This window comes from Nonomuraea sp. NPDC005650 (assembly GCF_040605375.1).
In the GTDB taxonomy this organism is placed as follows: Bacteria; Actinomycetota; Actinomycetes; order Streptosporangiales; family Streptosporangiaceae; genus Nonomuraea.
In genome coordinates this window covers 66301-91837 of record NZ_JBEXCR010000053.1, presented here as the reverse complement: position 1 = coordinate 91837, position 25537 = coordinate 66301, and the positions used below count along the sequence as shown (strand labels likewise).

Below are 25537 nucleotides of genomic sequence, written 5' to 3'. Positions count from 1 at the left end.
GGGCGGCGCGGGGCGGTACGGGGTACGGGGCGCGGCGGGGCGGTACGGGGTACGGGGCGCGGCGGGGCGGTACGGGGTACGGGGCGCGGCGGGGCGGTACGGGGTACGGGGCGCGGCGGGGCATGAGGTGCCGCGCGGGGGCGGTGTTGGTATTGCAGCGCTCAGTTCCTGTGCGCCGTCGGTAGAGGGCCTGGGGCGGCGAGGTCGTGAGCATGAGGCTGGGGGTGTGGTGCTTCGTGAGAGGCGTGCCCGGTCGAGGATGCGCGAGGAGGGGCATGTCCCGTACGAACCGGTGATGGTGGGCCGTGCGGCCCCGGCCTTTGGGTGTCTGGGGTGGCGGCTTGCCAGGCCCAGGGGTCTTCAGCGGTGGGTGTGGCGTGGTGAGCTCTCAAGAGCTGGGCGGCCGTACGTTTGTCGCGCCGAAGCGCCTCTGGACGAGCGGTGTTGGGCCGGGAGCGGCAAGGGGCAGGTTGGGTGATTCCGCTGGTCGGCGGGCATCAGGTGAACTGGTTCAAGATATTTTGCGCTGAGCGCCGGACCGCTGGCTAGAGTGGCGCGGTGAACCTCCCAAGATCCAGAAATCGACGTAGAGGTCTCGCCGGGCTTGCCGCCGCAGCCGTGCTGCTGGGTGGTTTGGTCGCGCCCCCTCCGGCGGCCGCGGCCGAGGACGGCTCCGCGAGTGTGCTCGCGAATCGCTTACGCCAGGCTCTCGACCAGTTGCAGTTCGAGCAGGTCCTGGACACTAATCCGCCGGTCGGCGCGGCCGGGTTGAACGCGCTGAGGCAGGACAGCGTCGACAAGGAGGCGCGGAAGCCGCCGAAGAAGGCGGATCTGCTCGCGGCCGTCGCGGCGGCCGAGCCGATCTCGCAGCAGCCGCAGATCGACCTGACCGTCATCGAGCTGAACCGGGCCGGTCGCCCCGTCTCCTCGGGCACCGTACTGATGAGCCCGCAGTATCCGGACGGGAAGGTCGTGCCGGTCGACCGCAACCTGCACACCACCGACGTCCGCTGGCGGCAGTGGGACGACGCCGGCTGGTACGCCAACCGCGGGCAGGGCACCATCGACATCGTGCCGGGCCGGGAGAACGCCTCCATCGACTTCATGAGCCCGTACCCCGCGTCCGTGCTGAAGCTGATGGTGGCCTTCGGGGTGCTGCGGCTGGTGGACCAGGGCCAGATCTCGCTCGACGACACCTACAACTACGAGCCCATCGCGCCGATCAGCTCGCTGTGCGGCCCGGCCAGCAGCAACACCATCTCCGGCTACCTCGACGCCGCCCTCACCTGGTCGTCCAACAACGGCGCCTGCGCGATGGTCAAGCTGTTGCACGACCGCGGCGCGGTCGACGGCCTCAACCAGACCTTCCAGGACCTGGGCCTGGAGACGCTGCAGCTGAAGAACACCAACCCGAGCACCGGCGGCCGATGGGGCAACCCCGTCACCATGAGCTCGCTCGACACGGCCAAGCTGCTGATGCTGGTCAACGGCGGTCTGGGCACCCTGTGGACGGCTCCCGACGGCACCGGCGTCACCGCCGACGTCCTCAGTGACGCCTCCCGTACGTTCTTCAAGAGCAAGCTCGGCGACCAGGGCATGAACGTCGCCCTGTCGACCACCAACTGGTGCGGCGCCGCCTATCCCGCCCCGGGCATCCCGCAGCTCACGCCCGCGCGCTGGATCGGCGCCGACGGCACCGTGACCGTCCCCGGCCAGGGCATCGCGTACGGCCACGACGTGCGGCCGTGCAACGACGCGGCCGAGGTGACGTACGCCCACAAGAACGGCTGGGTGAACAACTCCGGCGCCGACGCGGGCATCGTGAAGGCCCTGCCCGGCAAGGGCGGCCGCACCTACGTCGTCGCCATGTTCTCCAACCTCGGCTACCAGTACGTGGACTCCAACCGCCCGCCGACGGGTGCCGAGAACGTCTGGTTCACCGAGAAGCTCGCCAAGCTGGGCAAGGTCATCGACGACTACGAGAAGCGGCGCTATCCCTAGCCCCCTGAATCCCTAGCCCCTGAATCCGTAGCGGCTCCGGGCGGGCCGGAGCCGCCTACGGTCTGAAGGCGCCGTCAAGCTCGACGCGGTCGTGGTCTTTGAGGCTTGGGGCCGATCGCGGTGGAGGGCTCGCTGTTTCGAAGCGGGCCGTGGCCGCAGGTCGTCGGGCCCGCCCTACCGGTGTTTGCAGATGGCCATGGATTGGGCCGGGAGGCGCAGGGATCTGCCGTTCGCCAGGACCGGGTCGTCCGAGGCCAGGAGCACCGTCCCGGCCGTCACCGGGATCGTGGCCGCCTCCTGGGCGAAGTTCACCGCCACCACCAGCGACCCCCGCCACATCAGCAGCCACTTCCCCAGCGCGTCCACCTCCACCCGGACCCGGTCCAGGCGCGGATCGGAGAGTTCGGGCAGGGCCTTGCGCAGCGCGATCAGGTCGCGGTACCAGCACAGCAGCGACCAGTGCTCCTCCTCCTTCACCTCGCTCCAGTCCAGTTTCGAGCGCAGGAACGTCTCCTCCTCCGACGGGTCGGGCGCGTCCCAGACGTACCCGAACCCCTCGAACTCCCGCTCCCGGCGCGCCGCCTCGCTCTCCCGCAGCGCGGGCTCCACGTGATCGGAGAAGAACAGGAACGGCGTGCGCGCCCCCCACTCCTCCCCCATGAAGAGCATGGGAGTGAACGGCGAGCTCAGCAGCAGGCCCGCACCCAGCTTGAGCGCGGGGACGGGCAGGCGGTCGCCGCCGGGGCGGTTGCCGATCTGGTCGTGGTTCTGGACGCAGGCGACCAGCCGGTGGCCGGGCACGCCCGTGAAGGAGCGGCCGTGGGCGCGGTCGCGGAAGGACGAGTACGTGCCGTCGTGGAACACTCCCGAGGTCAGCACCTTGGCCAGCGCCGACAGGGAGGCGAAGTCGGCGTAGTAGCCGTGGGACTCCCCGCTCACCGCGCAGTGCAGGGCGTGGTGGACGTCGTCGCACCACTGCGCGGTCATGCCCAGGCCGCCGGCGTCGGGCGAGCGCACCATGCGCGGGTCGTTCAGGTCGGATTCGGCGATGAGGGACAGCGGGCGGCCGACCGAGCAGGTCAGCGCGTCCACCTCCTCCGACAGCTCCGCCAGCAGGTGCCGGGCGCGGCGGTCGTGCAGCGCGTGCACGGCGTCCAGCCGCAGCCCGTCGATGTGGTAGTCGCGCAGCCACTGCACCGCGTTGCCGATGAAGTACCGCCGCACCTCGTCGGAGCCCGGCCCGTCCAGATTGACCGCCTCGCCCCAATAACTGCCCTTAAATCCGGAAAAATAGGGGGCGAATGGGTGCAGGAAGTTCCCCGACGGACCGAGATGGTTGTAGACGACGTCCAGGATGACCCCGATCCCGGCCTGATGGCACGCGTCCACGAACGACTTGAGCCCGTCAGGCCCTCCATACGTCTCGTTGACGGCGTACAGATCCACCCCGTCATAGCCCCAGTTCCGCCCCCCGGGCACGGGCGCGACCGGCATGACCTCGACGAAGTCGACCGAGAGCTCCACCAGGTGCGGCAGCTTCTCGACGGCCGCCGAGAACGTCCCCTCCGCCGTGAACGTTCCCACGTGCAGCTCGTAGATCACGGCCCCCCGCAGGTCACGGCCCTTCCACTCGTAGTCTGACCACGTGAAGCGGGCGTGGTCGTACACGGCGCTCGGCCCGAAGATCCCCTCCGGCTGCCGCCGCGAGCGCGGATCCGGGTACGGCCCTTCGCCGTCCACCTGGTACGCGTACCGTGTGCCGTGCGAGGCCCCCGCCACCTCGACCGACCACCAGCCCCCCTCCCCACGCGACATCGCGTGAGCGTGAGGTACGTCCGCGAGGGACAGTTCGACGGCAGTGGCCTTCGGTGCCCAGACCTCAAAGATCATGTCGCTCCAGCAGTGAGACCGGATACTGACCGAGCAGGTGCGCGAGCGGGATCCGCCCCGTGTAGAAGCCGCCGGTGAGCAGGTCGCGCCAGTTCCCGGCGGGGAGCGTCAGGGACGTGGCGCCCCATCCGGACCGGGCCAGGCGCACGGGCAGCCGGGTGGCGACCGCGACGGCCTGCGGCCGCTCCCCGCGGGCGAAGGCGATCACGTGCGCCGCCGCCGGCCCCTCCGCCCACAGCGGCCGGTACGGCGCCGCACCCCCGAGACGGCGGCGCAACCGCAGCGCCTGCGTCGTGACCAGCAGCTTGGCCGCGTCCCACGAGGTCTCGGGTTTGCGGGGGTACATCACCGGCCGCCGGTTGTCCGGGTCGACCAGCGAGAAGTCGGTCGTCTCGTTGCCCTGGTACACATCGGGCACCCCGGGCATCATGAGCTGCACGAGCTTGGCCCCGAGTGAGTTCGACACGGCGTAGGGCTCGATCCGCGCAGTGAACTCGCCGACCGGCTGCCGCACCGCCGCGGCCACGAACTCCCGCAGCCCACGCTCATAGGACGGATCTGGATTTATCCAGGAAATGGCGGTCTTGGCCTCCCGCGCCGCCTTGAGCAGGTAATCCGTGAACCGCTCGGCCGAGATCGGCCACGCCGCCATGAGGTTCTGCCAGGCCAGATAGTCCAGATGGGGGTCGAAGCGCACCGAGGCCGACCACGACGCCACCGCCGCGGCCCACTCCTCGGGCAGCTCCGCCAGCACCGACAGCCGCGCCCGCACGTCCTCCGACCGTTTCGTGTCGTGCGTGGACAACGTGGTCATCGTGTACGGCCGCAGCTCGGCGCAGAAGTCGTGGAAGTCCTCCACCGCCACCCCGAACCCGTCCGGCTCCCCGCCCACCTCGTTGAGGCACGCCAGCGGGAACCACCGGTAGAGCGCCGTGTCCTCCACGCCCTTGGCCATGACGGGCCCGCACGACTGCTGGAACCGCACGATCGCCTCGTCCGAGCCGTACAGGACCTCGCGGGCGAGCGGCAGCACGGCGGGCGAGCACGCCTCGGCGGCCAGCTCGACGATCTCGACGGACTCGGGCGGCGGCGGCTCGCCGGGCACCACGTACGCGCGATAGACCGGCATCGCGGCCAGCAGCTCGCGCACGGCGGCGGGGTCCTGCCCGGCGGCCCTGGCCAGGCGCGCGACCTCGGCGCCGAAGAACAGGTCGAGCACCTCCCGCTTGGCCTGCGCCATCACGGGCCGGTACTCGGAAGGCTGCCCGGTCAGGTCGGCGAAGAGCCGGACGAGGGGAGCCTTGCCGTCGGGATCGACGAAGAGGCCGTTCACCCGGTTGAGCACGTCGTAGCCGGTGGTGCCGTCGCAGGCCCAGTCGCCCGGCAGCCGCTCGGGCCCGATGAGGATCTTCTCGACCACGGTCCAGGTCTCGCCCGCCCTGGCGCGCAGCCGTTCGAGGTAGCCACGCGGGTCGGCCAGCCCGTCGGGGTGGTCGACGCGCAGCCCGTCCACCAGCCCCTCGTCGAGCAGCCAGAAGATCACCTCGTGCGTGGCGAACAGCACCGACGGATCCTCCACCCGCAGGCCGATTAAGGAGGACACGTCGAAGAAGCGCCGGTAGCCGGGCCCCTCGCGCCAGCCGACCAGCCGGTAGTGGCCGGGGTAGGGGTAGGTGTGCTCGTGGTAACGCACCACGTCGCCGTCCACGTACGGCTCGGTGTCGTCCCCGAGCACGGGCAGCGCGACCTTCCCGGCGTTCCAGTCGATGTCGAACCAGCTCGCGTACGGCGAGGCGGGCCCGTCCTTGAGCACGGACCAGACCTGCGCGTTGACCGTGTTCATGTGGTTGGGCACGATGTCCACCACGATGCCCAGGTCATGGGCGGCGAGCTGCTGCGCCATCTCCCTGAAGCCCGTCGCCCCGCCGAACTCCTCCCTGATCCTGGAGTGGTCGGTGACGTCGTAGCCGTGCCGCGACCCGGGCGTGGACTGCAGGATCGGCGACAGGTAGACGTGGCTCACGCCGAGGTCGCGCAGGTAGCCGGCGATCTCGGCCACCTGGGCGAAGCCGAAGTCGGGGGTCAGCTGCACCCGGTAGGTGGAGGCCGGCCTAGACACGGCGCAACACCCGCACACTGCGTCCGGGCACCTCGATGGCCTCCCCGCCGCGGCACATCGGCGCGTCGAGCATGATCGGCATGGCCGTGTCGATCTCCGTGTGCCACATTTCGCCGTAGTCCTTGGGGATCGTGAACTTGATCGTGTCGTAGTGCGCGTTGAACAGCAGCAGGAACGAGTCATCCCGGATCGGGCGCCCCCGCCGGTCGGGCTCGGTGATGGCGTCGCCGTTGAGGAACACGGCCAGCGACTTCGCGTATCCGACGTTCCAGTCGCCGTCGGTCATCTCCTCGCCGGACGGCGTGAGCCAGGCGATGTCGTTGAGGCCGCGTACCGGTTTGCCGTAGAAGAAGCGCCTTCGGCGGAAGACCGGATGCCGCTTCCGCAGCGCGGCCAGGCTTTGGGTGAACTCCAGCAGCAGCCAGTTCTCCCGCACGTCGGACCAGTCGACCCAGGTGAGCGCGTTGTCCTGGCAGTAGCCGTTGTTGTTGCCCTGCTGCGTGCGGCCGAGCTCGTCGCCGTGGGAGAGCATCGGCACGCCCTGCGACAGGAAGAGCGTGGTGAGGAAGTTGCGTTTCTGCTGCTCGCGCAGCGCCTCGACGGCGTCGCCCGCCGGGCCCTCCTCGCCGCAGTTCCAGGACCGGTTGTCGTCGGTGCCGTCGCGGTTGCCCTCCTTGTTCGCCTCGTTGTGCTTGACGTCGTACGAGACGAGATCCTGCAGGGTGAAGCCGTCGTGGCAGGTGACGAAGTTGATCGAGGCCGCGGGGCGGCGGCTGTCGTCCTGGTAGAGGTCGCTCGACCCGGTGAACCTGGACCCGAACTCGGGCAACGTGGCCGGCTGCCCGCGCCACAGGTCGCGGATCGTGTCGCGGTAGCGGCCGTTCCACTCCGTCCACCGCGACGGGAAGTTGCCGACCTGGTAGCCGCCCGGCCCCACGTCCCACGGCTCGGCGATCAGCTTGACCTGCGACAGCACCGGGTCCTGCTGCACCAGGTCGAAGAACGAGCTCAGCCGGTCGACCTCGTGCAGCTCGCGGGCCAGCGTCGAGGCGAGGTCGAAGCGGAACCCGTCGACGTGCATCTCGATGACCCAGTAGCGCAGCGAGTCCATGATCATCTGCAGCACGTGCGGCGAGCGCATGAGCAGGCTGTTGCCCGTGCCCGTGGTGTCCACGTAGTAGCGCGGGTCGTTCTCGACCAGCCGGTAGTAGTCGGGGTTGCCGATGCCCCTGAGCCCCAGCGTGGGCCCGAGGTGGTTGCCCTCGGCGGTGTGGTTGTAGACGACGTCGAGGATGACCTCGATGCCCGCCTCGTGCAGCCCCCTGACCATGGCCTTGAACTCCAGCACCTGCCCGCCGCGCTGCCCCTGGCTGGAGTAGCGGTTGTGGGGCGCGAAGAACCCGATCGAGTTGTAGCCCCAGTAGTTGGACAGGCCGCGCTGCTCCAGGATGTCGTCGGTCACGAACTGGTGCACCGGCATGAGCTCCACCGCCGTGACGCCGAGCTTGGTGAGGTGGTCGAGGATCTCGGGGTGGTGCAGGGCCGCGTACGTGCCGCGCAGGTGCTTGGGGATCTTGGGGTGGCTGATCGTCAGCCCCCGCACGTGGGCCTCGTAGATCACGGTGTCGTGGTACGGCGTCGCGGGCGGCCGGTCGTGCCCCCACCCGAAGAACGGGTTGATCACGATGGACCGCGGCACGTACGGGGCCGAGTCGGCGTCGTTCCGCGTGTCGGGCTGGCCGAACCGGTAGCCGTAGACCGCCTCGTTCCAGGTCACGCCGCCCTCGATGGCCATGGCGTACGGGTCGAGCAGCAGCTTGGCCGGGTTGCAGCGCAGCCCGCGCGCCGGCTCGTACGGGCCGTGGACGCGGTAGCCGTAGCGCTGGCCCGGCCCGATCCCCGGCAGGTAGCCGTGCCAGATGAACCCGTCGACCTCGGTCAGCGACACCCGCGCCTCGACGTTGCCCTCGTCGAACAGGCACAGCTCGACCGCGTCCGCGACCTCGGTGTAGAGCGAGAAGTTCGTGCCCGCGCCGTCGTACGTCGCCCCGAGCGGATAGGGGTCTCCCGGCCAGATCTCGATCATCGAGGCTCCCTTGCGGTCTCTCCCCATGTTCCGTTCCCCCGCTCACCCGGACAAGCCGCTTTGTTCCTTCCCACCCTCACCAGGTCGTTATTCCAGTTGAACGGGGTGAGCCACCCCCGACGGCGCGGTATCGGGGGCGGCCCACGCCTCCAGCATGTTCGCCGCCGCCGATCCTGGCTACGTTCGCCGGATAAGTAGAAGGCTGCGTAGATTTGTCCGGCACGGCTTTGCGGCACATGGGCGCTGTGTCGCGCGAGGACGGTGCCCGTCCGTCAAGATGGACCGATGAGCGTTGAGTTGATGGTGTGGGACGAGCCGGTGCCCATCAGCAGGGACCAGGCCCGCACCACCTATCTGGCGGTCAAGCGGACCTTCCCTGTGACGGGGGGTGCGCCCGACGTCGCCAAGGAGCTGCCCGGGGAGGTCACGCTCTATCCGGGCCACGTGCTGGTGACGATGGACCTCGACACGATGGACGAGATGTCCGCGCAGGTGCTCACGATCGCGCGGGCGCACGGGCTGGTCTGCTACGACCCTCAGCGCGACCTGGTGCACAACGTGGCGCCCCTGGGGGTCTACGAGGGCATGCAGCTCCACACGGGCGACGGCATGATCGTCCACGACCCGGACCTCGGCCTGATCCACGACGTCCTCGCCACGCTGTCGGCGCAGAACCCGTTCGTGGCCCTGGTCAACTTCGGGCGGCACTTCCTGCAGGTGTCGCCCGGCTACGAGCTGGAGTACAAGGAGGGCACGCTCATCCGGACCATGGTGCCGGAGCTGGCGGAGGTGCAGGCCGCCTTCAACGAGTACGCCACGGGCGACCGGTCGTTCCTGTCGCGCCACGAGTGGGCCTAGACCACCTGCCGGTAGAGCTCGGGGTCGACGTTCCCCCCGGACAGCACGGCCACCGTGCGCCCGGTCGCGACCCTGCCGGACAGCAGCGCCGCCGTGGTGACCGCCCCGCTCGGCTCGGCGACCAGCCGGGCCGAGCGTGCCAGGTGGCCCATGGCGGCCTTGATCTCGTCGTCCGACACGGTGACGATCTCGTCGAGCCGCCGGCTGAGGTGCGCGAAGGTCAGCTCCGACAGCGCCGTACGCAGCCCGTCGGCGATGGTCCTGAACGTCCGGGCCGCCCCCCACTCGACGGGACGGCCGACGGCCAGGCTCTCCACGGCGTCGGCGGCCAGCTCGGGCTCGACCCCGATCACCCGTACGTCGGGCCGCAGCGCCTTGACGGCCGTGCCGACCCCTGAGGCGAGCCCTCCGCCGCCCACCGGCACCAGCACCACCTCGACGTCGGGCAGATCCTCGACGATCTCCAGCCCGACGGTGCCCTGCCCCGCGATCACCGCCCGGTGGTCGTAGGGCGGCACCAGCGTCAGCCCGCGCTCGGCCGCCAGCTTCTCGGCCGTGGTCTCGCGCTGCTCGGGCGGCACGACCACGACCTCGGCGCCCCACCCTTCGATGGCCGCCGTCTTCACCCGGGGCGCCCCCTCGGGCACGACCACCACGCACGGCACCCCGAACTCCCTGGCCGCGAAGGCCAGAGCCTGCCCGTGGTTGCCGGACGAGTGCGTGACCACGCCGTCGGGCCGCAGCGAGGCCACGGCGTTGTACGCGCCCCGCAGCTTGAACGCCCCGACGGGCTGCAGGCTCTCCGGCTTCACCCACGCCTCGCCCATCCGCACGAGCGGTGTCCGCACCGCCACGCCCTTGATCCGCCCGGCCGCCGCCCGGATGTCGTCGATCGTCACCAGCTCCATGCGGTCACCCTACGGGCCGCCCGGATGAGGCAGGATCGGGGACTATGAGAACGCTGTACCCGCCCATCGAACCCTACGAGTCCGGCCTGCTGGACGTCGGGGACGGCAACCAGATCTACTGGGAGGTCTGCGGCAATCCCGACGGGAAGCCCGCCGTCATGCTGCACGGCGGCCCCGGCGGCGGCTGCTCGGCCAAGCACCGGCGCCAGTGGGACCCGGAGCGCTACCGAATCGTCCTGTTCGACCAGCGAAACTGCGGCCGCAGCCTGCCTCACGCCAGCGACCCGGCCACCGACCTCGCCGCCAACACCACCTGGCACCTCGTGGCCGACATGGAGAGGCTGCGCGAGCACCTCGGCATCGACAGGTGGCAGGTGTTCGGGGGCTCGTGGGGCAGCGCGCTGGCCCTGGCCTACGCGCAGCGGCACCCCGACCGCACGACCGAGCTGATCCTGCGGGGCATCTTCACGCTGCGCCCCCAGGAGCTGCACTGGTTCTACCAGGAGGGCGCCTGCTACCTGTTCCCCGACCAGTGGGAGACCTACCTCGCGGCCATCCCCGAGGAGGAGCACGGGGAGCTCATGGCCGCGTTCCGCAGGCGGCTCGAAGGGCCGGACACCGAGGCCAGGCTTACGGCGGCCAAGGCGTGGGCGCAGTGGGAGGCGGGCGCGATCACGCTGCTGCCCGACCCCGAGCTCGTCGCGGAGTTCGGCGAGGACAAGCTGGCCGTCTGCTTCGCCCGCATCGAGAACCACTACTTCCACCACAGCGGCTGGTTCGAGCCCGACCAGCTCATCAGGGACGTCGACCGGATCAGGCACATCCCCGCCGTGATCGTGCAGGGCCGTTACGACGCCTGCACGCCCGCGGCGACGGCCTGGGACCTGCACAAGGCCTGGCCCGAGGCCGAATTCCACATGATCCACGACGCCGGGCACGCCTTCACCGAGCCGGGCATCCTGGACCGGCTCATTGAAGCGACAGACCGCTGGGGTGGATCCGCAGCGTAGCGAGGACATCCACCCCAGCCCGCCGAGCAGCGCTCGGCCAGTCAACGCCGGTGGATCCGCAGCGTAGCGAGGACATCCACCCCAGCCCGCCGAGCGCAGCTCGGCCAATCAACGCCGCGCGAGCCGTACCGCGGGGGTGACGGCGCCCACCACCAGCAGCGCGAACAGCGGCGCCAGCACCAGGCCGAGCAGGAACCCCGCGGCCACGTCGTGCGGGTAGTGCACGCCCACGAAGACGCGGGAGAACGCCATGAGCGCCGCCAGCGGCAGCGCCACCCACGCGAGCGCCCGCCAGGCGAGCACGAGGGTGGCGGCTGCCCCGGCCGCGATCACCGAATGGTTGCTGGGGAAGGACCAGTCGCCCGCGGGCGGGCAGGCGGAGATCGTCGTGATCCCGCCCCGGCACGGCCGCTGCTCCCGGACGACGGTCTTGACGACCTCGCTCACGACGTACGCGAACACCACCCCGGCCGGGCCCGCGATCACCAGTGCCAGGTCGCGGGCCGGAGCCCGCCACGCCCGGAACGCGGCCGCCGCGAACAGCGCCACGAACAGGAATAACCCGGCATCCGTCCCGACTTCGGCGAGGGTGTGCAGCCACCCGGGCGTGGTCAGGGCGAAGTCGACGATGTCGCGGTACACGTGTGTCCAATCCGTGAATGGGCAATGGACACGACCTTACGAACTCCCGACGTCAAACACCTCGACCATGAGACCGAAAGTCGGGAAATGTCCTAAGAAAGAATCAGGCGCGCCAGGGTGGCCCGCTGGGTCTCCAGCTCGTCCCTGGTGATGAGCCCCCGGTCGAACGCCTCAGAGGTGGCGTCGAGCTCGGCGACGTAGTAAGCGGCCATGATCTCGCTGCGGAGCGGCGTGAACCCGCGCTCCACGCAGGCCGAGAAGATGGTCGCCTTCTGATCGACGGTGTCCGCGGCCACCGTGCAGGCCAGATCGCGCTCTCTGAGCTGCTGAACCGCGTCACGGAGCGTGACCGGACCGAGCGCCCCGTTGAAACTGGTGTCAAGAGTGATCTTCACTTCTTTGCGCCTCCAATGGTTTACAACGTTCCGATCAAGGCCGCGTATTCCCAGCTCAGAGCGGGTAGAAGGGCATTCGTGATCGGAGAGCACGTGATCGTCGGATACACGAACGCACCGGGCGGGCGCGACGCCCTGGCCCTCGGCGCGGCGATCACGCGGGTCACCGGCGGAGAGCTCACGATCGCCACGATCTACCCGCCGGGCAGCCCGGGGCAGGCGGTGGAGGCGCAGGCCAACCTGGCGCACGCGGCGGAGGAGCTGGGGTCCGTCCCGGCCGGTTACCTCACCTACGAGAGCCGGGGCACGGGGCGCGGGCTGTCGGTGCTGGCCAGCCGGATCAGGGCCGACCTGATCGTGGTCGGCTCGGCGGAGGGCGGCCAGCACGGCCGCATCGCCATCGGCGCCACCTCCAACCACCTGCTCCACCTGTCGTCCGAGGCGGTCATGCTGGCGCCCGCCCAATACGTCCCGGTCGACGGGCCCGGGCGCCTGACGCTGGCGTACGTGCACCGGCCGCAGTGCGACGAGGCGGTGGAGCGCATGGCGCAGGCGGCGCTGCGGCTGGGCATCCCGCTCCGGCTGATCACCCTCGACCTGCGCACGGAGGATCCGGGCAAGCTCAGGGACGACCTCGCGCTGGCCGTGCGGCTGGCCTGGGAGACCACCGGGATCGAGGCGGAGGCGGAGGTGGCCGAGGGGCACGACGTGTCCGCCGCGCTCGCGGACGTGGAGTGGCTGCCGGGTGAGTTGCTGATCTGCGCGGCCAGCGAGGACGCGCAGCCGCACCGGGTGTTCCTGGGCGAGCTGGCCATGAAGGCGCTGCGGGCCTCGCCGTGCCCGGTCATCGTGCTCCCCCGCGGCTTCGCCTGACCCTAGGCACCACGAGGCGCCCGAGCCGGAGCCGGCTCGGGCGCCTCTCAGCGCGGCACGAGGTCAGCGGGCCGTGGCGGCCTCGTACAGCTCCAGGTAGCGCTCCGCCATGACGGACGGCGAGAAGCGGCTGCGAGCGTCCCTGCGGCACTCCTCAGGGTCGATCTCGTCCACCCGCAGCACCCACTCCGCCAGCTCCTCCTCGGAGTCGGCCAGGAAGCCGGTGCGGCCGTGGTCGATGATCTCGGGCAGGCAACCGCGCCGCAGCCCGACCGGCGGCACCCCGAGCGCGAGTGCCTCGACGACGGCCGTGCCACCGGGCTCGTCCCACTGGATGGGGAAGAGCGCGGCCCTGGCCGCCGCGTAGAGCTGGTCCCTGGCCTCGCCGCCCACGGCGCCGACCCACCTGACCAGCTCCCCGTCGAGGTAACGGGACACCTGGTCGAGGTGGTAGCGGACGTCGGGGTGGCTGTTCAGCGGGTGGTACGGGTCCTGGACCACGACGTCCAGCTCGGCGGGGGTGTTCCGGCCGCTGACCGGCCCCGCCAGGACGAGCGGGAGCCCCAGCTTCTGGCAGATCCTGGCCGCGACGTGCTGGCCCTTGAGCCCGCAGATCCGGCCCATCACCACCAGATATTCGCCCCGGTCCACCCGCACGTCGCGGTCGGCGAGCGGGCTGGCCAGGTAGACCGCTCCGAGCGAGGCCGCCCGCAGCGCGTCGGGGGCGCGGGCGAGCTGCGACTCCGAGACGCCGTTGACCGCGATCGACGGCGGGAACGCGCCGTAGAACGCGGAGTGCTTGCGCAGGTCCCAGTGCAGGGTGTGCAGGACGGGCGGCCCGCCGAACGCCGACAGGACCGCCGGCCCGACGACCTCGAGGTGGTCGTGGACGAGGTCGATGTCGCCGCGGGCGCGCAGCTCGGCCGCCACCCTGCTCTGGTGGGCGTGCGCGATGCCCATGACCTGGTTGTACGGCTTCTGCAACTCGGCGAACTGGCCATCGTCGTACACGCTGATCAGCTCGTCCACCTCGAGCGTGCTGGACCCGACGGAGGCCAGGACGACCTCCACGCCGCGCTCGCGCAGCGCGGGCACCAGCGTGGCCACGACGTTCTCGATCCCACCGTAGCCGGGGGGCGGGACCGCGAGCCACGGCCCCGCGTTGACCAGGACTTTCATGCCACATCCTCCTCTGGTACGAGGGAGGCGAGCGGAGGTCGCTCCGCCACGGCCATGTCCACCAGGTCCGCCCCGTCGATCCCGAACTGCAGCATCGTGTGCGCGGGGCGCTGAGCCGCCAGAACGCGCCCCTGGCGCTCCAGGCGGGACCAGGCGGTGAGCATGATCTGCCCGGCCATCCGGCCGAGCGCGCTCACCGACTGGTGCGTGTGCGTACGGCTGCCCAGGTCCACCTGGGACATCGCGTCCAGGCCGACGAGCTGGAGCAGGTCGACGAGGAGACCGAACTCCACGCCGTACTCGGTGACGAAGGGCACCTGCTCCAGGACCTCGCGCCTGGCCGCGTACTCGCCGCCGAGCGGCTGGGCGAACCCGGCCAGCTCCGGCCAGAACATATTGATCAGGGGCCGGGCGACCAGTTCGGTCACCCGGCCACCGGAGGCGCGGCGCACCACGCCGTCCTCGCCCGTGAACGGACGTTCGTAGTTCGCCTTGACGAAGTGGATGTCACGGTCCACCAGCAACGGCCCCACGAGGCCGGAGACGAAGTGGGCGCCGAAGTTGAGCAGGTCGGCGTCCACGAACACGACGATGTCGCCGCTGGAGGCGGCCAGTCCCTTCCACAGCGCCTCCCCCTTGCCCGTCAGGGGCGGCAGGTGGGAGAGCACCTGGTCCTGCGCCACCACGCGGGCGCCCGCCTCGCGGGCGCGGTCGGCGGTGGCGTCGATCGAGTTGGAGTCGACGACGAGGATCTCGTCGACGAGCGGCACCCGTTCGACGAGGTCACGGCGGATCACACGGACGATGTCACCCACTGTGAACTCTTCGTCACGAGCGGGTAGAACGACACTTACCGTGGTGGATCCCTTGGCCAACATCAAGGCGTCGACCGGCCACTCGGCTGCCGTGCTCGAGTGTGGACCGTACCACTCCTGGACTCTGGCCAAGGCTCGCAGGTTTTTCTCCATGCAGTAAGCCCCGATCTCACGAGGTCACGACTTCTGCCCGATCTATGCGCCTTTGAACGTCTTTGTTTGATGGCGATCAGATGTGGCATATGCCGGAATGTGTCCCCAACGACCCGCGTCGGCATCATAGGTGCCGGAAATGTCGCCGCTCGCCACGCAGATGTACTGTCAGGCTTCCCAGATGTCACGATCGCGGGAATCGCCGACATAGATCTCCACAGGGCCGAGGCTTTGGCCTCCAGGCACGGGGCCCCCGCCTACGGAGACCATGCCGACCTACTCAGCGCCGGCGGTCTCGATGCTGTTTACGTCTGTGTGCCTCCTTTCGCGCACGGTAACCCCGAACATGATGTTCTGTCGTGCAATCTACCGTTTTTTGTGGAAAAACCCCTTTCGCTCGACCTCCAAACCGCAGAAATCATCGCGTCCGAAATCGAGCGAAGATCTCTGCCGACCGCGGTCGGCCATCACTGGCGTTATCTCGACATCATCGAACACGCCCGTGACCTGCTCGCCGAACGTCCCGTACGGCTCGCCCTGGGCCACTGGCTGGACAAGGTGCCGCCGGTCGCGTGGTGGCTGAACCCGAACATGTCCGGCGGCCAGATCGTGGAGCAGGCGGTCCACGTCCTGGACCTCGCCCGGGTCCTGGTGGGCGAGGTGTCGATGGTGCACGCCGTACCCGCCGCCAACCACAGCGACGGCGAGGTGGACAGGGCCACGGCCGCGGTGCTGCGCTTCTCCGGCGGCGCGGCCGGGCTGCTGGCCACCTCCTGCCTGCTCACCCAGAAGCACCGGGTGGGGCTGGAGGTGTGCGCCGACGGCCTCGCGCTGGAGCTCAGCGAGACCCGGCTGCTGGTGGACGGCCAGCGGGTGATCGAGGACGACGGCCAGGCGAAGACGCGCGTGGACCGGGAGTTCATCAACGCGGTGCAGGGTAAGGACGCCGACGTACGCGTACCGTACGGGGAGGCGCTACGCACCCACCGCCTGGCGCTGGCCCTCGCACAATCCGCCGCGGAACGGAGGCCGGTGGTGCTGGATGGGTAATGTGCTCAGTATCGAAGCGCCGGGCGAGGTGTGCCTGATCGAGGAGAAGCTGCCCGGCATCCCCGAGGGTGGGTTCATGCTGGCCACCACCCACAGCGGGGTCTCGGCCGGCACCGAGCTGACCTACGTCAAGGGCACCAACCCCTACCTGGCCTCGACCTGGGACCCGGCGCTCGGCCTGTTCACCGAGGGCACGCCGTCGATCGCCTACCCGGTGCGCGGCATCGGCTACATGCAGGTCGGCCTGGTGGTCGAGACGCGGACACGGGCGGTGAGCGAGGGCGCGCTGGTCGCGATGTGTTACGGACATCGCACGGCGTACGTCGCGGACCCGATGGCCGACCGGTTCGTGGAGCTGCCGGACGACCTCGACCCCATGCTCGGCGTCTACGTCGCCCACATGGGCCCGATCTGCGCCAACGGCCTTCTGCACGCCGCACACGACCTGCACGGCCCGGCAGTGCAGCAGCTCGGCGACGGCGTGCGCGGGCGGCGGGTCGCGGTCGTGGGCGCGGGCGTCGTGGGGCTGCTGACGGCGTGCTTCGCCATGTCCTGCGACGCGGCCGAGGTCGTGGTCGTGGACGAGACCCCGGCCAGGCTGGCGATCGCCGCTGCGCTCGGCGCGAACGTGCTGGCCGCCGACGTGGATCCCGACGGGGATCCCGCCGTGGACCTGAAGCGCCGCTGGCGGCACGCCCGCGACGACCGGGGCGCCGACGTGGTGTTCCAGTGCCGCGGGCAGACCAGGGCGCTGGCCCTCGGGCTCAGGATGCTCCGCCCCCAGGGCACGCTGGTGGACCTCGCCTTCTACACCCAGGGCGCGCAGGAGGTGCGGCTGGGCGAGGAGTTCCACCACAACGGGCTGACGCTGCGCTGCGCCCAGATCGGCCGGGTGCCGCGCGGCCTGTCGCACGCCTGGGACAGGGAACGGCTCTCGCACGAGACGATCACCCTGCTCAGGCGGTACGGCAGCCGGCTACGCGAGCACGTGATCACCGACGTCGTCGGGTTCGCCGAGGCCCCTGAGCTCCTGTCCGACCTCGCGGCCGGACGCCGCCAGACCGTCCAGGCCGTGCTCAGCGACCACGTCGAGGATGAGGGCGGCTGACCAGCTGAAGTCGTGGCTGCCGTGGCCGTGCAGGCTGAAGGGGTCGAAGTACTCGCGGAAGCCGGATTGCGCGACCGCGTTGACCATCCCGTCGGCGACCAGGGCGCCGAGGTCGGAGCGGCGGTCCTTGAGCCCCTGCCAGACGAGCCAGGTGAGGTTGATCCAGCTCGGGCCGCGCCAGTAGCGGGCCCGGTCGAACTCCGCCGCCGAGGGAGAGTAGCTGGGCAGCGCCCCGTCCTTGAGCGAGAACCGGTCGAGCGCGGTGCCGATCAGCGCGTCGGCGACCTCGTCCGGCAGGTACGGGAGCATGAGCGGGGTCAGCCCGGCGGTGCTACTGGAGTGGAGCAGCAGCCCCGTGCGCACGTCGCGGGCCTGGAAGAGACCGCCGTCGAAGAGGTGCTCGACCATGGCGGCGGTGATCGCGGCCGCCTCGCGCTCGTGCGGCTCGGGGTCGAGGCCGCACACCTGCGCGATCCGGGCCAGCGTCGACTCGGCCACGCCGTACGCGGCGTTGAACAGGGGGCACTCGACCTGGAACTCCCCCGGACTACGGTAGGCGGAGTCGCGGTAGGCGCGGGCGAGCGAGACGTAGCGCTCGTAGTCGCGGTCGGTGGGCCGCTCGTCGGCGCTGACCGTGGCGAGGTCCCTGCGCACGAAGCCCACGGTGTCGGGCCGTACGGCCCGCAGCGGCAGGTCCCAGGCCGGGCTGTTGTCCATGCCCGACTCCCAGGGGTGCACGATCGAGATCAGCCCCTCGGGGGAGCGCCTGGCCGCGCGCAGGAACTCCTGTTGCGCCACGAGCCGGGGGTAGATCCGGCGCAGGAACGCCGGGTCGGGCTCGGCCAGGTGCGTCTTCCAGGCGGCCAGCGCGTGGACCGGCGGCTGGACGATGCCGGAGGTCGCGGCCCCGGAGGGGGCGTGCGCCTGCCAGAACTCGGGCCCCGGGAAATAGGCCCCTTCGGGCACCGCGGGGTTGAACACGATGTGCGGCACCCTGCCGTCGCGCCACTGCGCGCCGAACAGGGAGAGCAGCTCGATCCTGGCCCTTCGCGGCGACCACTGGGCGTTCCCGATCGCGATGAAGGCGGAGTCCCAGCTCCACTGGTGCGGATACAGGCGGCGGGAGGGAACCGTGTAGCTGCCGTCCCAGTTGGCCACCAGGACACGCACGGCGTCGCGCAGGATCATAGGTATTTCCTGACGAAAGCCGCGGTCTGAGGGAGGACGATCTCAGGTTCGCCCCGCAGGCGGCATTCCAGGGCGAGGTAGCCGTCGAAGCCGACGGCGTCGAGCGTGGCCAGCTGCGCGCCCCAGTCGATGTGTCCGGTGCCCGGCTGGTTGCGGTTGGACTCGCTGATCTGCATGTGCGCGAGGTAGGGGGCGGCCTCGGCCAGCGAGCGGCAGGGGTCGTCCTCCTCGATGTTCATGTGGTACGTGTCGCCGACGACCCTGATCGAGTCCATCGAGCAGTAGGAGACGGCCTCGGCGAGGGTGTTGACCATGTGGTTCTCGTACCGGTTGAGCGGTTCGAGCATGATCAGCACGCCGTTGCGCTGCGCGTGCTCGCCCAGGATGCCCAGCGCCTCGGTCAGCACCTCGCGGTCCTCCTCGGCGCTGCGCGGCGGCTCGAACGGCGGCAGCCGGAGCGAGAACTGGCCCCAGGAGGCAGGCGTCATGACGCCCATGCCGCCCAGCTCGGCGATCACCGTGAGCTGCGACCTGAGCTGCTGGATGGCGTCCTTGCGCTTGGCCGCGTCGAAGTCGCCGATGAAGTGCGGCATGTCCACGCACACCGTCGGCATGATCACGCCGTCGGCCCGCGCCCGCTTGAGCTCCGTCAGGCGGCTTGCGAAGTGGAAATCGCCCTTGCCGCGCAGCTCGATGGCGTCGAACCCGGCATCGAGCGCGAACGCGAACTTCTCCTGCAGCGTGCGGCCGGGCAGAAGCTGCTCCTGTACGGCGAGCTTCACTGTCACTCCTCGAAGGTGAAGACGAGCTGGAGCACCTCGGACTGGTGCTTGTCGATCAGGTCGAAGGCCTCCTCGGCCCTCTCGACGGGGACGACGTGGCTGATCAGCTCGCCGACCTCGACCTGGCCCTCGTGCACGAGCGCCATGAACGTGCGCTGCAGGCGCTCGACGTCCCACCGGTGCGCCAGCCACGAGGCCACGCCGCCGATCTGGGAGGAGACGAGCTGGACCTGGTTGTGGTGGAACTCCTCGCCCAGCCGGAGCCCGACGCCGTCGCCCTGGTAGAAGCCGGCGGCCACGACCCGGCCGCCCTTGCGCACGGTCCTGATGGCCTCGTGCAGGCCCTGGTGGGTGCCGCTCAGCTCGATGACGGTGTCGGCGCCCTCGACGCGCTTGCGCATGAGCTCGGCCACCGACCCGGCGCGCACGTCGAACACCTCGGCCGCGCCGAACTTCCTGGCCAGCTCCAGCCGGTCGGGGATGGCGTCGGCAGCGACCACCCTGGCGCCGCTCAGCACGGCCAGGCGGGTGGCGAGCAGCCCGATGACGCCCTGGCCGAAGATCGCGATCTGGTCGCCGAGGTGCACGTCCGCGGAGTGCACGGCGTTGAGCGCGATGGCCCCGACCCGGGCGAACACGCCGGTGAGCGGGTCGGCGCCCGGCGGCAGCACGTGCCCGACCAGCTTCTCGGCCGGCACGACGGCCTCGGCGCGGTGGCCCCAGATGCCCCACACCAGGCTGCCCACCGGCGGGTCCGCGACGTCGGGCGCGGCCTCCACGACCTCGCCGACCTCTTGGTAGCCCCAGCCGGTCAGCGGGTAGGCGTGCGTCTGGCCATCGACGAAGAGCCGGCGCTCAGTGTCCCAATGGCGGTTGAGATATGGATTTGTGCCGCGATAGGCGGTGAGCTCCGTGCCTGCCGAGACGCCGGAGTAGATCGTACGGACTCGTACGGAACCCGGCGCAAGGTCGGCTGGCGATTCCAGGCTGACGCGGACACGGCCTGGCTGCTCGAACGTGATGACGCGCATTCCCCACACTTACGCTCAATGATCAAACAAAAGTCAAAGCTTTAGTACTTGTTTGCATACGATAGTTGCGCTCGTAACAGTCTTAAGTCTACGACTTCCGCCGGGGACGGCTGGTGAAATTGGGGTTTCTGCCAGCGTGTCTTCCGGAAAGCGACCTTACCGACAATGCCCACCTGGCCGCACACCTGGGCTTTCTAGCAAGTGCGGTGACCTCCGGATGACCGAAATCCCCCAAAAGTAGATCTTTTGCGGCAAAGATCCACTTTTAGGTGTTGTAGGCACGGAGTGGGTACAGACCGGTCTCGTTATCGACTACCGAACGTTGCCAAGGTCATGGCGAGGGTAAGGGCGGCATATCCCCGAATCGGAGGAGCGTGCCATGCCGAAGAAGGTAACCGCCGTCCTCTCCGTCGCGCTGCTGACAGCCGCTTCGCTGGCGGCGTGCGGCGACGGTGGCGAGTCGTCCGCCGGAAACCAGATCACCGTCTGGACCGAAGAGAACCTCAACGACCGGATGGCCGTGCAGAGCCGGATCGCCGCCGACTTCACCAAGAGGACCGGGATCCAGGTGAAGCTGGTCGCCATGGCCGAGGACCAGTTCAGCCAGGCCGTGACGGCCGCCGCCGCGGCCGGCGACCTGCCGGACGTGATCGGCGCGCTGCCGCTGGCGGCGGTGCGCGAGCTGGAGGCCAACGACCTGCTCGACACCGAGACGCCGGGCAAGGTCGTCGACCAGCTCGGCCGGGACTCCTTCTCGCCGCGGGCCCTGGAGCTCGACAGCTCGGGCGGGAAGCTGCTCGCGGTGCCGAGCGACGGGTGGGCCCAGCTGATCCTCTACCGCAAGGACCTGTTCGAGAAGGCCGGGCTGCGGCCGCCCGACACGTACGAGCGGCTGGAGGCGGCGGCGGCCAAGCTCAACACGGGTGGGGTCGCGGGCATCACGCTGGCGATCGCGCCGAAGGACTCGTTCACCGCGCAGAGCTTCGAGCACGTCGCGCTGGCCAACGGGTGCCGGCTAGTCGACGGCTCCGGAAACGTCACCCTCGACTCGCCGCAGTGCGTGCAGGCGTTCGGGTTCTACGGCAAGCTCGCCAAGGACTACTCCGTCAAGGGCAAGCAGGACGTCGACTCCACCCGGGCCACCTACTTCGCCGGCAGGGCGGCCATGACGATCTGGTCGTCGTTCATCCTCGACGAGCTGGCCGGGCTGCGTAAGGACGCGCTGCCGAGCTGCCGGGAGTGCCGCGCCGACCCCGAGTGGCTGGCCAAGAACACCGGCGTGGTCACGGCGCTGAAGGGGCCCGGCGGGAGCGCGCCCGCGCAGTACGGCGAGATCGTCTCGTGGGCGGTCACCCGTGACGCCGCCAAGGATCCCGCGGCGAAGTTCGTCTCCTACATGATGAACGAGGGCTACGAGCGCTGGATCGGCATGGCGCCCGAGGGCAAGTTCCCGACCCGCAAGGGCTTCGAGGACAAGTGGAACAAGCTGCCCGCCGGGGTCGACACCAAGAAGCCGCTGGCCGACATCTACCCGGCCGACGTGCTCGACGCCCTGCGCAGGAGCCCGGACACCTTCGCCCGCTGGGGGATCCCGCAGGGGCAGGCCAAGCTGGTCGGCGCCACCATGGGCGAGCTGCCCGTACCCAAGGCGCTCAGCGCGGTCGTGGACGGCTCCCTGACCCCGCAGGCCGCCGCCGCCCAGGCCAAGGCCGACGTGGAGACGATCAAGCGCGGGATCCGCCAGTGACCCGCACCTTGCGGCAGCAGGAGGGGCGGGCCGGGCTGGCGCTCATCTCGCCGACGCTGGTCATCACGCTGGTCGTGGTGGTGCTGCCGCTGGCGTGGGCGATCATGCTGGCGTTCCAGGACGCGCGACTGATCAACATCCGGCGGGCGGGCGTCTTCGGCCACTACACGCTGGAGAACTTCTCGTACGTGGTCTCCGAGCCCGGCTTCTGGTCGTCCCTGGTCAACACGCTCGTCTACACCGTCGCCGGGACCGCGCTGTCGATCGCGATCGGGCTGGTGGCCGCGCTGGCGCTGCGTGACAGGTTCAGGGGGCGGACCCTGGTCAGGGCCTCCATCCTGATCCCGTACGTGGCGCCGGTCGTGGCCGTGGCGTTCCTGTGGGAGACGATGCTCAACCCCCAGTACGGCATCGTCAACACCTGGCTCAGCGAGCCGATCGCGTTCCTCAGCCAGGCCAGGGGCGAGCTGCTGGGCGTGCGGGTGCCGGTGGCGCTGTTCACGGTGATCGCGTTCGAGGCGTGGCGGTATTTCCCGTTCGCGTTCCTGTTCATCCTGGCCAGGCTGCAGGCGCTGCCCGCGGAGCTGGACGAGGCCGCGGTCGTGGACGGGGCCACGCCGACCCAGCGGTTCCGGTACGTGATCATGCCGCAGCTCTGGCGGATCATCGCGCTGCTGTCGGTGCTGCGGTTCGTGTTCACGTTCACCAAGTTCGACGACGTCTACCTGCTGACCGGCGGCGGGGCCGGGACCGAGGTGGTCAGCGTGCGGGTCTACAACTTCCTGACCGCCCGCGACGACATCGGCGCCTCGGCCGCGCAGGCGATCGTGCTGGCGGTCTTCCTGGTCGGGTTCCTGGCCGTCTACCTGCGGTTCTTCGGCGGGGGTGAAGGTGAGCAGAGATAGGTTCGAGCGGGGGCTCCTCCGGGTGCTGAAGCCGCTGGTGATCCTGGCCCTGTTCGCGGCCACCGCGTTCCCGTTCCTCTACATGGTGATGCTGTCCGTGCGCGACATCCAGGAGCTGATCCTGGATCCGGGCTCGCTCTGGCCGCGCGGCTTCACCCTGGACACGTACGTGGACGTGCTGACCCGGCAGGGCTTCCTGAGCTTCCTGAAGAACAGCGCGATCGTCGCGCTCGCCTCGGTGGCGGCCACGCTGCTGATCTCGATCCCGGGCGCGTACGCGGTCGCGCGGCTGCGCTTCTTCGGGCGGCGGCAGGTGCACTTCCTCTTCCTGGCGGTGTACCTGTTCCCGGCGATCGTGCTGGCCATCCCCCTCTTCGTGCTGTTCACGATGCTCGGGCTGCGCGGATCGCTTTTCGGACTGATCCTCGTGTATATCGCGCAAACCGTGCCCGTCACGGTATACATGCTCCGCAACTACTTCGAGACCGTGCCGCAAAGCGTGGAGGAAGCGGCCGCGATCGACGGGTGCACGAGGCTTTCGACCATCTGGCGCGTGGTGCTGCCGCTGTCCAAGCCCGCGCTGATGGCGACCGGCCTCTACGCGTTCATGATCGCGTGGAACGAGTTCCTGTTCGCCCTGCTCTTCCTCGTGGAGAAGCGGGAGAGCTGGACGGTGTCCCTGGGCCTCTCGCAGCTGGCGGGGAGCATAGAGATCCCCACGACGGTCCTGATGGCAGGTTCGGTGGTGCTCACGCTGCCCATCGTGATCGTGTTCTTCGCCAGTGAGCGACTGCTGACGGAGGGCCTCACGGCAGGGGCAGAGAAGGGATAGATCATGCTGACGGCAGGGCAGATCCTCCAGCTCATCCGCAATGGCACCTGCCGGACGCGCAAGGAACTGATCGAGTACACCGGCCTGTCCCGGTCGACGATCACCGACCGGGTCGACCGGCTCATCGACGCCGGGTACATCCACGAGTCCGGCGTCGGGGCCTCCGGGGGCGGGCGGCCGCCCTCGGTGCTCGACGTGGACGCCGCCAGGCGCCTGATGCTGGTGGCCGATCTGGGCGCCACCCATGCGAGCGTCGCGCTCACCGACCTGGCCGCCAACCCCCTGGCCGAGGAGCGCGCCGAGATGCGCATCGAGCTCGGCCCCGAGGCGGTCCTGTCGTGGGTGCGGGAGGCGTTCCAGCGGCTGCTCGACCGGGCCGGGCGGCCCACGGGCGACGTGTGCGGCATCGGGCTGGACCTGCCCGGCTCCGTGGACCACACCACCGGGCGGATGATCAGGTCGTTCCTGATGCCCGGCTGGGACGGCTATCCGGTGGGCGAGGCGATCGGGCAGACCTACGACGTGCCCATCCTGGTCGAGAACGACGCCAACGCGATGGCGCTGGGCGAGTGGTGGTCGTCGTGGCGCGACACGGACTCGCTCATCCTCATCAAGGTGTCGACCGGGATCGGCACCGGGATCGTGCTCGACGGCCAGATCTACCGGGGCGTCGAGGAGGCCGCCGGCAACATCGGGCACGTGCGGCTGAACGAGCACGACAACCGGGTCTGCACCTGCGGCTCGCGGGGCTGCGTGGCCTCGCTGGCCAGCGGCCACGCCCTCGCCGCCGACCTGGGCCAGGGCTCCAGCCGCGACGTCGTGCGCCTGGTGCAGGGGGGCGATCCGACGGCCATCGCCGTCACCCAGGAGGCGGGCCGCACGCTGGGGCTCGTGCTGGCCACCGCGGTCAGCCTGCTCAACCCGGGCGTGCTGGTGCTGGCCGGGGACATGGCGGAGACCAGGGAGCACTACCTGACGGGGATCAGGGAGATCGTCTATCAGCGCAGCCTGCCGTACACGACCAGGAACCTGGAGATCGTGCCCACCTCGCTCGAGGACCGGGCCGGGATCGTGGGGATGGCGGTGATCGTCATGGAGCACGTGCTCTCCCCCGCCTCCGTGGACGCCGCCCTGGCCGCCGGGCGCGTACGGACGCGGTGAGCCCCGCCCCCGGTCAGCCGAGGGCCTGGCGCAGCAGGGCGGGCGCCTCCACGAGCGAGGGGCCGTACCAGGTGAGCAGCCGCCCGCTGACCAGCGCGCAGGCGAGCCCGGGGAAGCACTCGGGGCCGTCCGTCTCCGAGAACGCGTACGGCTCGTCCGGCAGCACCACCAGGTCGGGCCGCCGCTCGACCAGCTCGGGCAGGGGGATCTTGGGGTAGCGCTCCGCGTGGCCGGCGTAGAGGTTGTCCACGCCGAGGCGCCTGAGCACGTCCCCGGTGAACGTGTCGCGCCCCACCACCATCCACGGCCGCCGCCAGATCGGGACGACGGCCGTCCGCCGCGCCCCTTCCGCGGGCGTCCGCCCCGCTCCTTCCACGGGCGTCCGCCACGCTTTCTCCGCCGCGTCCAGCCACTCGGGCCGTCCCGTACGGCACGCCTCCCGGAACATGCGGTCCAGCGACACGAAAGCCTGATCGAGGGTCTCGATCCTCGTCACCCAGACCGGGATGCCCGACTCGCGCAGGGCCTCGATGTCGGGCGCGCGGTTCTCCTCCGCGTTGGCGAGGACCACGTCGGGCGCGAGGCTCCTGATCGCGTCGAGGTCGGGGTTCTTGGTGCCCCTGACCCTGGTCACGTCCAGGTCGGCCGGGTGGGAGCACCAGTCTGTCGCCCCGACCAACGCCTCCGGCACGGTGGCCGCCACCGACTCGGTCAGCGACGGCACCAGGGACACGATCCGCCGCACGGTCTCGGGAATCTTCACGGTCACGCCGGTGTCGTCCACAACATCAGCCTAGATCGACG

22 protein-coding genes are annotated in these 25537 nt (G+C 70.1%); 10 read left to right on the top strand and 12 right to left on the bottom strand.

Annotated features, from left to right (window positions below):
- Window positions 1-214: hypothetical protein (locus ABZS69_RS56260; RefSeq protein ID WP_355389765.1), on the bottom strand; the 214-nt coding region annotated here is incomplete at its 3' end.
- Window positions 215-681: 467 nt separating this feature from the next.
- On the opposite strand from ABZS69_RS56260, the gene ABZS69_RS56255 reads away from it, so the two are divergent.
- The gene (locus tag ABZS69_RS56255; RefSeq protein WP_355389764.1) at window positions 682-2001 is read left to right on the top strand and encodes a serine hydrolase; all 1320 of its coding nucleotides are present in this window, start codon (window positions 682-684) and stop codon (window positions 1999-2001) included.
- Between the two features lie 174 nt (window positions 2002-2175).
- Here ABZS69_RS56255 and treZ read toward each other — a convergent pair whose 3' ends face one another.
- Genes treZ through glgX form a run of 3 tightly spaced genes read right to left on the bottom strand, consistent with a single transcriptional unit; the run spans window position 2176 to window position 8096 of the window.
- A complete protein-coding gene (gene treZ, locus ABZS69_RS56250) occupies window positions 2176-3891 on the bottom strand; it encodes a malto-oligosyltrehalose trehalohydrolase (RefSeq protein WP_355389762.1) in 1716 nt (571 codons plus the stop codon).
- The gene (treY, locus tag ABZS69_RS56245; protein WP_355389760.1) at window positions 3881-6010 is read right to left on the bottom strand and encodes a malto-oligosyltrehalose synthase; all 2130 of its coding nucleotides are present in this window, start codon (window positions 6008-6010) and stop codon (window positions 3881-3883) included. The genes treZ and treY overlap by 11 nt, the downstream gene beginning before the upstream one ends.
- On the bottom strand, window positions 6003-8096 hold the full coding sequence (gene glgX, locus ABZS69_RS56240; protein ID WP_355389759.1) for a glycogen debranching protein GlgX: 2094 nt from the start codon (window positions 8094-8096) through the stop codon (window positions 6003-6005). Before glgX ends, treY begins: the two co-directional genes overlap by 8 nt.
- 285 nt (window positions 8097-8381) lie before the next feature.
- Between glgX and ABZS69_RS56235 the strand changes: the two genes are divergently transcribed.
- The gene (locus tag ABZS69_RS56235) at window positions 8382-8954 is read left to right on the top strand and encodes a hypothetical protein (protein ID WP_355389757.1); all 573 of its coding nucleotides are present in this window, start codon (window positions 8382-8384) and stop codon (window positions 8952-8954) included.
- Here the strand turns inward: ABZS69_RS56235 and ABZS69_RS56230 are convergent.
- On the bottom strand, window positions 8951-9862 hold the full coding sequence (locus tag ABZS69_RS56230) for a threonine/serine dehydratase (RefSeq protein WP_355389755.1): 912 nt from the start codon (window positions 9860-9862) through the stop codon (window positions 8951-8953). The two genes, ABZS69_RS56235 and ABZS69_RS56230, sit on opposite strands and share 4 nt — an antisense overlap.
- A 44-nt stretch (window positions 9863-9906) precedes the next feature.
- Here ABZS69_RS56230 and pip point away from each other — a divergent pair, with 44 nt between their 5' ends.
- Window positions 9907-10872, top strand: a complete 966-nt coding sequence (gene pip, locus ABZS69_RS56225; RefSeq protein WP_355389753.1) for a prolyl aminopeptidase — start codon at window positions 9907-9909, stop codon at window positions 10870-10872.
- A gap of 108 nt (window positions 10873-10980) precedes the next feature.
- Here the strand turns inward: pip and ABZS69_RS56220 are convergent, their stop codons facing one another.
- Window positions 10981-11514: a phosphatase PAP2 family protein gene (locus ABZS69_RS56220; RefSeq protein WP_355389751.1), complete on the bottom strand. Its 534-nt coding sequence runs from the start codon at window positions 11512-11514 to the stop codon at window positions 10981-10983.
- 92 nt (window positions 11515-11606) lie between these two features.
- Window positions 11607-11909 (bottom strand): hypothetical protein, encoded by a 303-nt coding sequence (locus ABZS69_RS56215; protein WP_355389749.1) that lies wholly within the window; start codon window positions 11907-11909, stop codon window positions 11607-11609.
- Window positions 11910-11987: 78 nt separating this feature from the next.
- Between ABZS69_RS56215 and ABZS69_RS56210 the strand changes: the two genes are divergently transcribed.
- A complete protein-coding gene (locus ABZS69_RS56210; RefSeq protein WP_355389747.1) occupies window positions 11988-12782 on the top strand; it encodes a universal stress protein in 795 nt (264 codons plus the stop codon).
- Between the two features lie 63 nt (window positions 12783-12845).
- On the opposite strand, the gene ABZS69_RS56205 is transcribed toward ABZS69_RS56210, so the two are convergent.
- Both ABZS69_RS56205 and ABZS69_RS56200 read right to left on the bottom strand, forming a co-directional pair.
- Window positions 12846-13961, bottom strand: a complete 1116-nt coding sequence (locus ABZS69_RS56205) for a glycosyltransferase (protein WP_355389745.1) — start codon at window positions 13959-13961, stop codon at window positions 12846-12848.
- Window positions 13958-14929, bottom strand: a complete 972-nt coding sequence (locus tag ABZS69_RS56200) for a glucosyl-3-phosphoglycerate synthase (protein ID WP_355389743.1) — start codon at window positions 14927-14929, stop codon at window positions 13958-13960. Before ABZS69_RS56200 ends, ABZS69_RS56205 begins: the two co-directional genes overlap by 4 nt.
- A 69-nt stretch (window positions 14930-14998) precedes the next feature.
- On the opposite strand from ABZS69_RS56200, the gene ABZS69_RS56195 reads away from it, so the two are divergent.
- Together ABZS69_RS56195 and ABZS69_RS56190 are read left to right on the top strand one after the other, a co-directional pair.
- Window positions 14999-15979 carry a Gfo/Idh/MocA family oxidoreductase gene (locus tag ABZS69_RS56195; RefSeq protein ID WP_355389769.1) on the top strand — a complete coding sequence of 327 codons (981 nt, stop codon included), beginning with the start codon at window positions 14999-15001 and terminating at the stop codon, window positions 15977-15979.
- Entirely contained in the window at window positions 15972-17087 is a 1116-nt protein-coding gene (locus tag ABZS69_RS56190) for a zinc-binding alcohol dehydrogenase (protein ID WP_355389741.1), read from the top strand. Before ABZS69_RS56195 ends, ABZS69_RS56190 begins: the two co-directional genes overlap by 8 nt.
- A 1184-nt stretch (window positions 17088-18271) precedes the next feature.
- Here ABZS69_RS56190 and ABZS69_RS56185 read toward each other — a convergent pair.
- Together ABZS69_RS56185 and ABZS69_RS56180 are read right to left on the bottom strand one after the other, a co-directional pair.
- Complete coding sequence (locus ABZS69_RS56185; protein WP_355389739.1) at window positions 18272-19057, bottom strand: sugar phosphate isomerase/epimerase family protein; 786 nt, start codon at window positions 19055-19057, stop codon at window positions 18272-18274.
- A gap of 2 nt (window positions 19058-19059) precedes the next feature.
- Window positions 19060-20088: a zinc-binding alcohol dehydrogenase gene (locus tag ABZS69_RS56180; RefSeq protein ID WP_355389737.1), complete on the bottom strand. Its 1029-nt coding sequence runs from the start codon at window positions 20086-20088 to the stop codon at window positions 19060-19062.
- 379 nt (window positions 20089-20467) lie between these two features.
- Here ABZS69_RS56180 and ABZS69_RS56175 point away from each other — a divergent pair, with 379 nt between their 5' ends.
- Genes ABZS69_RS56175 through ABZS69_RS56160 form a run of 4 tightly spaced genes read left to right on the top strand, consistent with a single transcriptional unit; the run spans window position 20468 to window position 24733 of the window.
- Complete coding sequence (locus ABZS69_RS56175; RefSeq protein ID WP_355389735.1) at window positions 20468-21835, top strand: extracellular solute-binding protein; 1368 nt, start codon at window positions 20468-20470, stop codon at window positions 21833-21835.
- On the top strand, window positions 21832-22740 hold the full coding sequence (locus ABZS69_RS56170; protein ID WP_355389732.1) for a sugar ABC transporter permease: 909 nt from the start codon (window positions 21832-21834) through the stop codon (window positions 22738-22740). Before ABZS69_RS56175 ends, ABZS69_RS56170 begins: the two co-directional genes overlap by 4 nt.
- Window positions 22727-23572 carry a carbohydrate ABC transporter permease gene (locus ABZS69_RS56165; RefSeq protein ID WP_355389730.1) on the top strand — a complete coding sequence of 282 codons (846 nt, stop codon included), beginning with the start codon at window positions 22727-22729 and terminating at the stop codon, window positions 23570-23572. Before ABZS69_RS56170 ends, ABZS69_RS56165 begins: the two co-directional genes overlap by 14 nt.
- A 3-nt stretch (window positions 23573-23575) precedes the next feature.
- Window positions 23576-24733 carry an ROK family transcriptional regulator gene (locus ABZS69_RS56160; RefSeq protein WP_355389728.1) on the top strand — a complete coding sequence of 386 codons (1158 nt, stop codon included), beginning with the start codon at window positions 23576-23578 and terminating at the stop codon, window positions 24731-24733.
- Between the two features lie 13 nt (window positions 24734-24746).
- On the opposite strand, the gene ABZS69_RS56155 is transcribed toward ABZS69_RS56160, so the two are convergent.
- Entirely contained in the window at window positions 24747-25517 is a 771-nt protein-coding gene (locus ABZS69_RS56155; RefSeq protein WP_355389726.1) for a helical backbone metal receptor, read from the bottom strand.
- Between the last annotated feature and the right edge of the window lie 20 nt (window positions 25518-25537).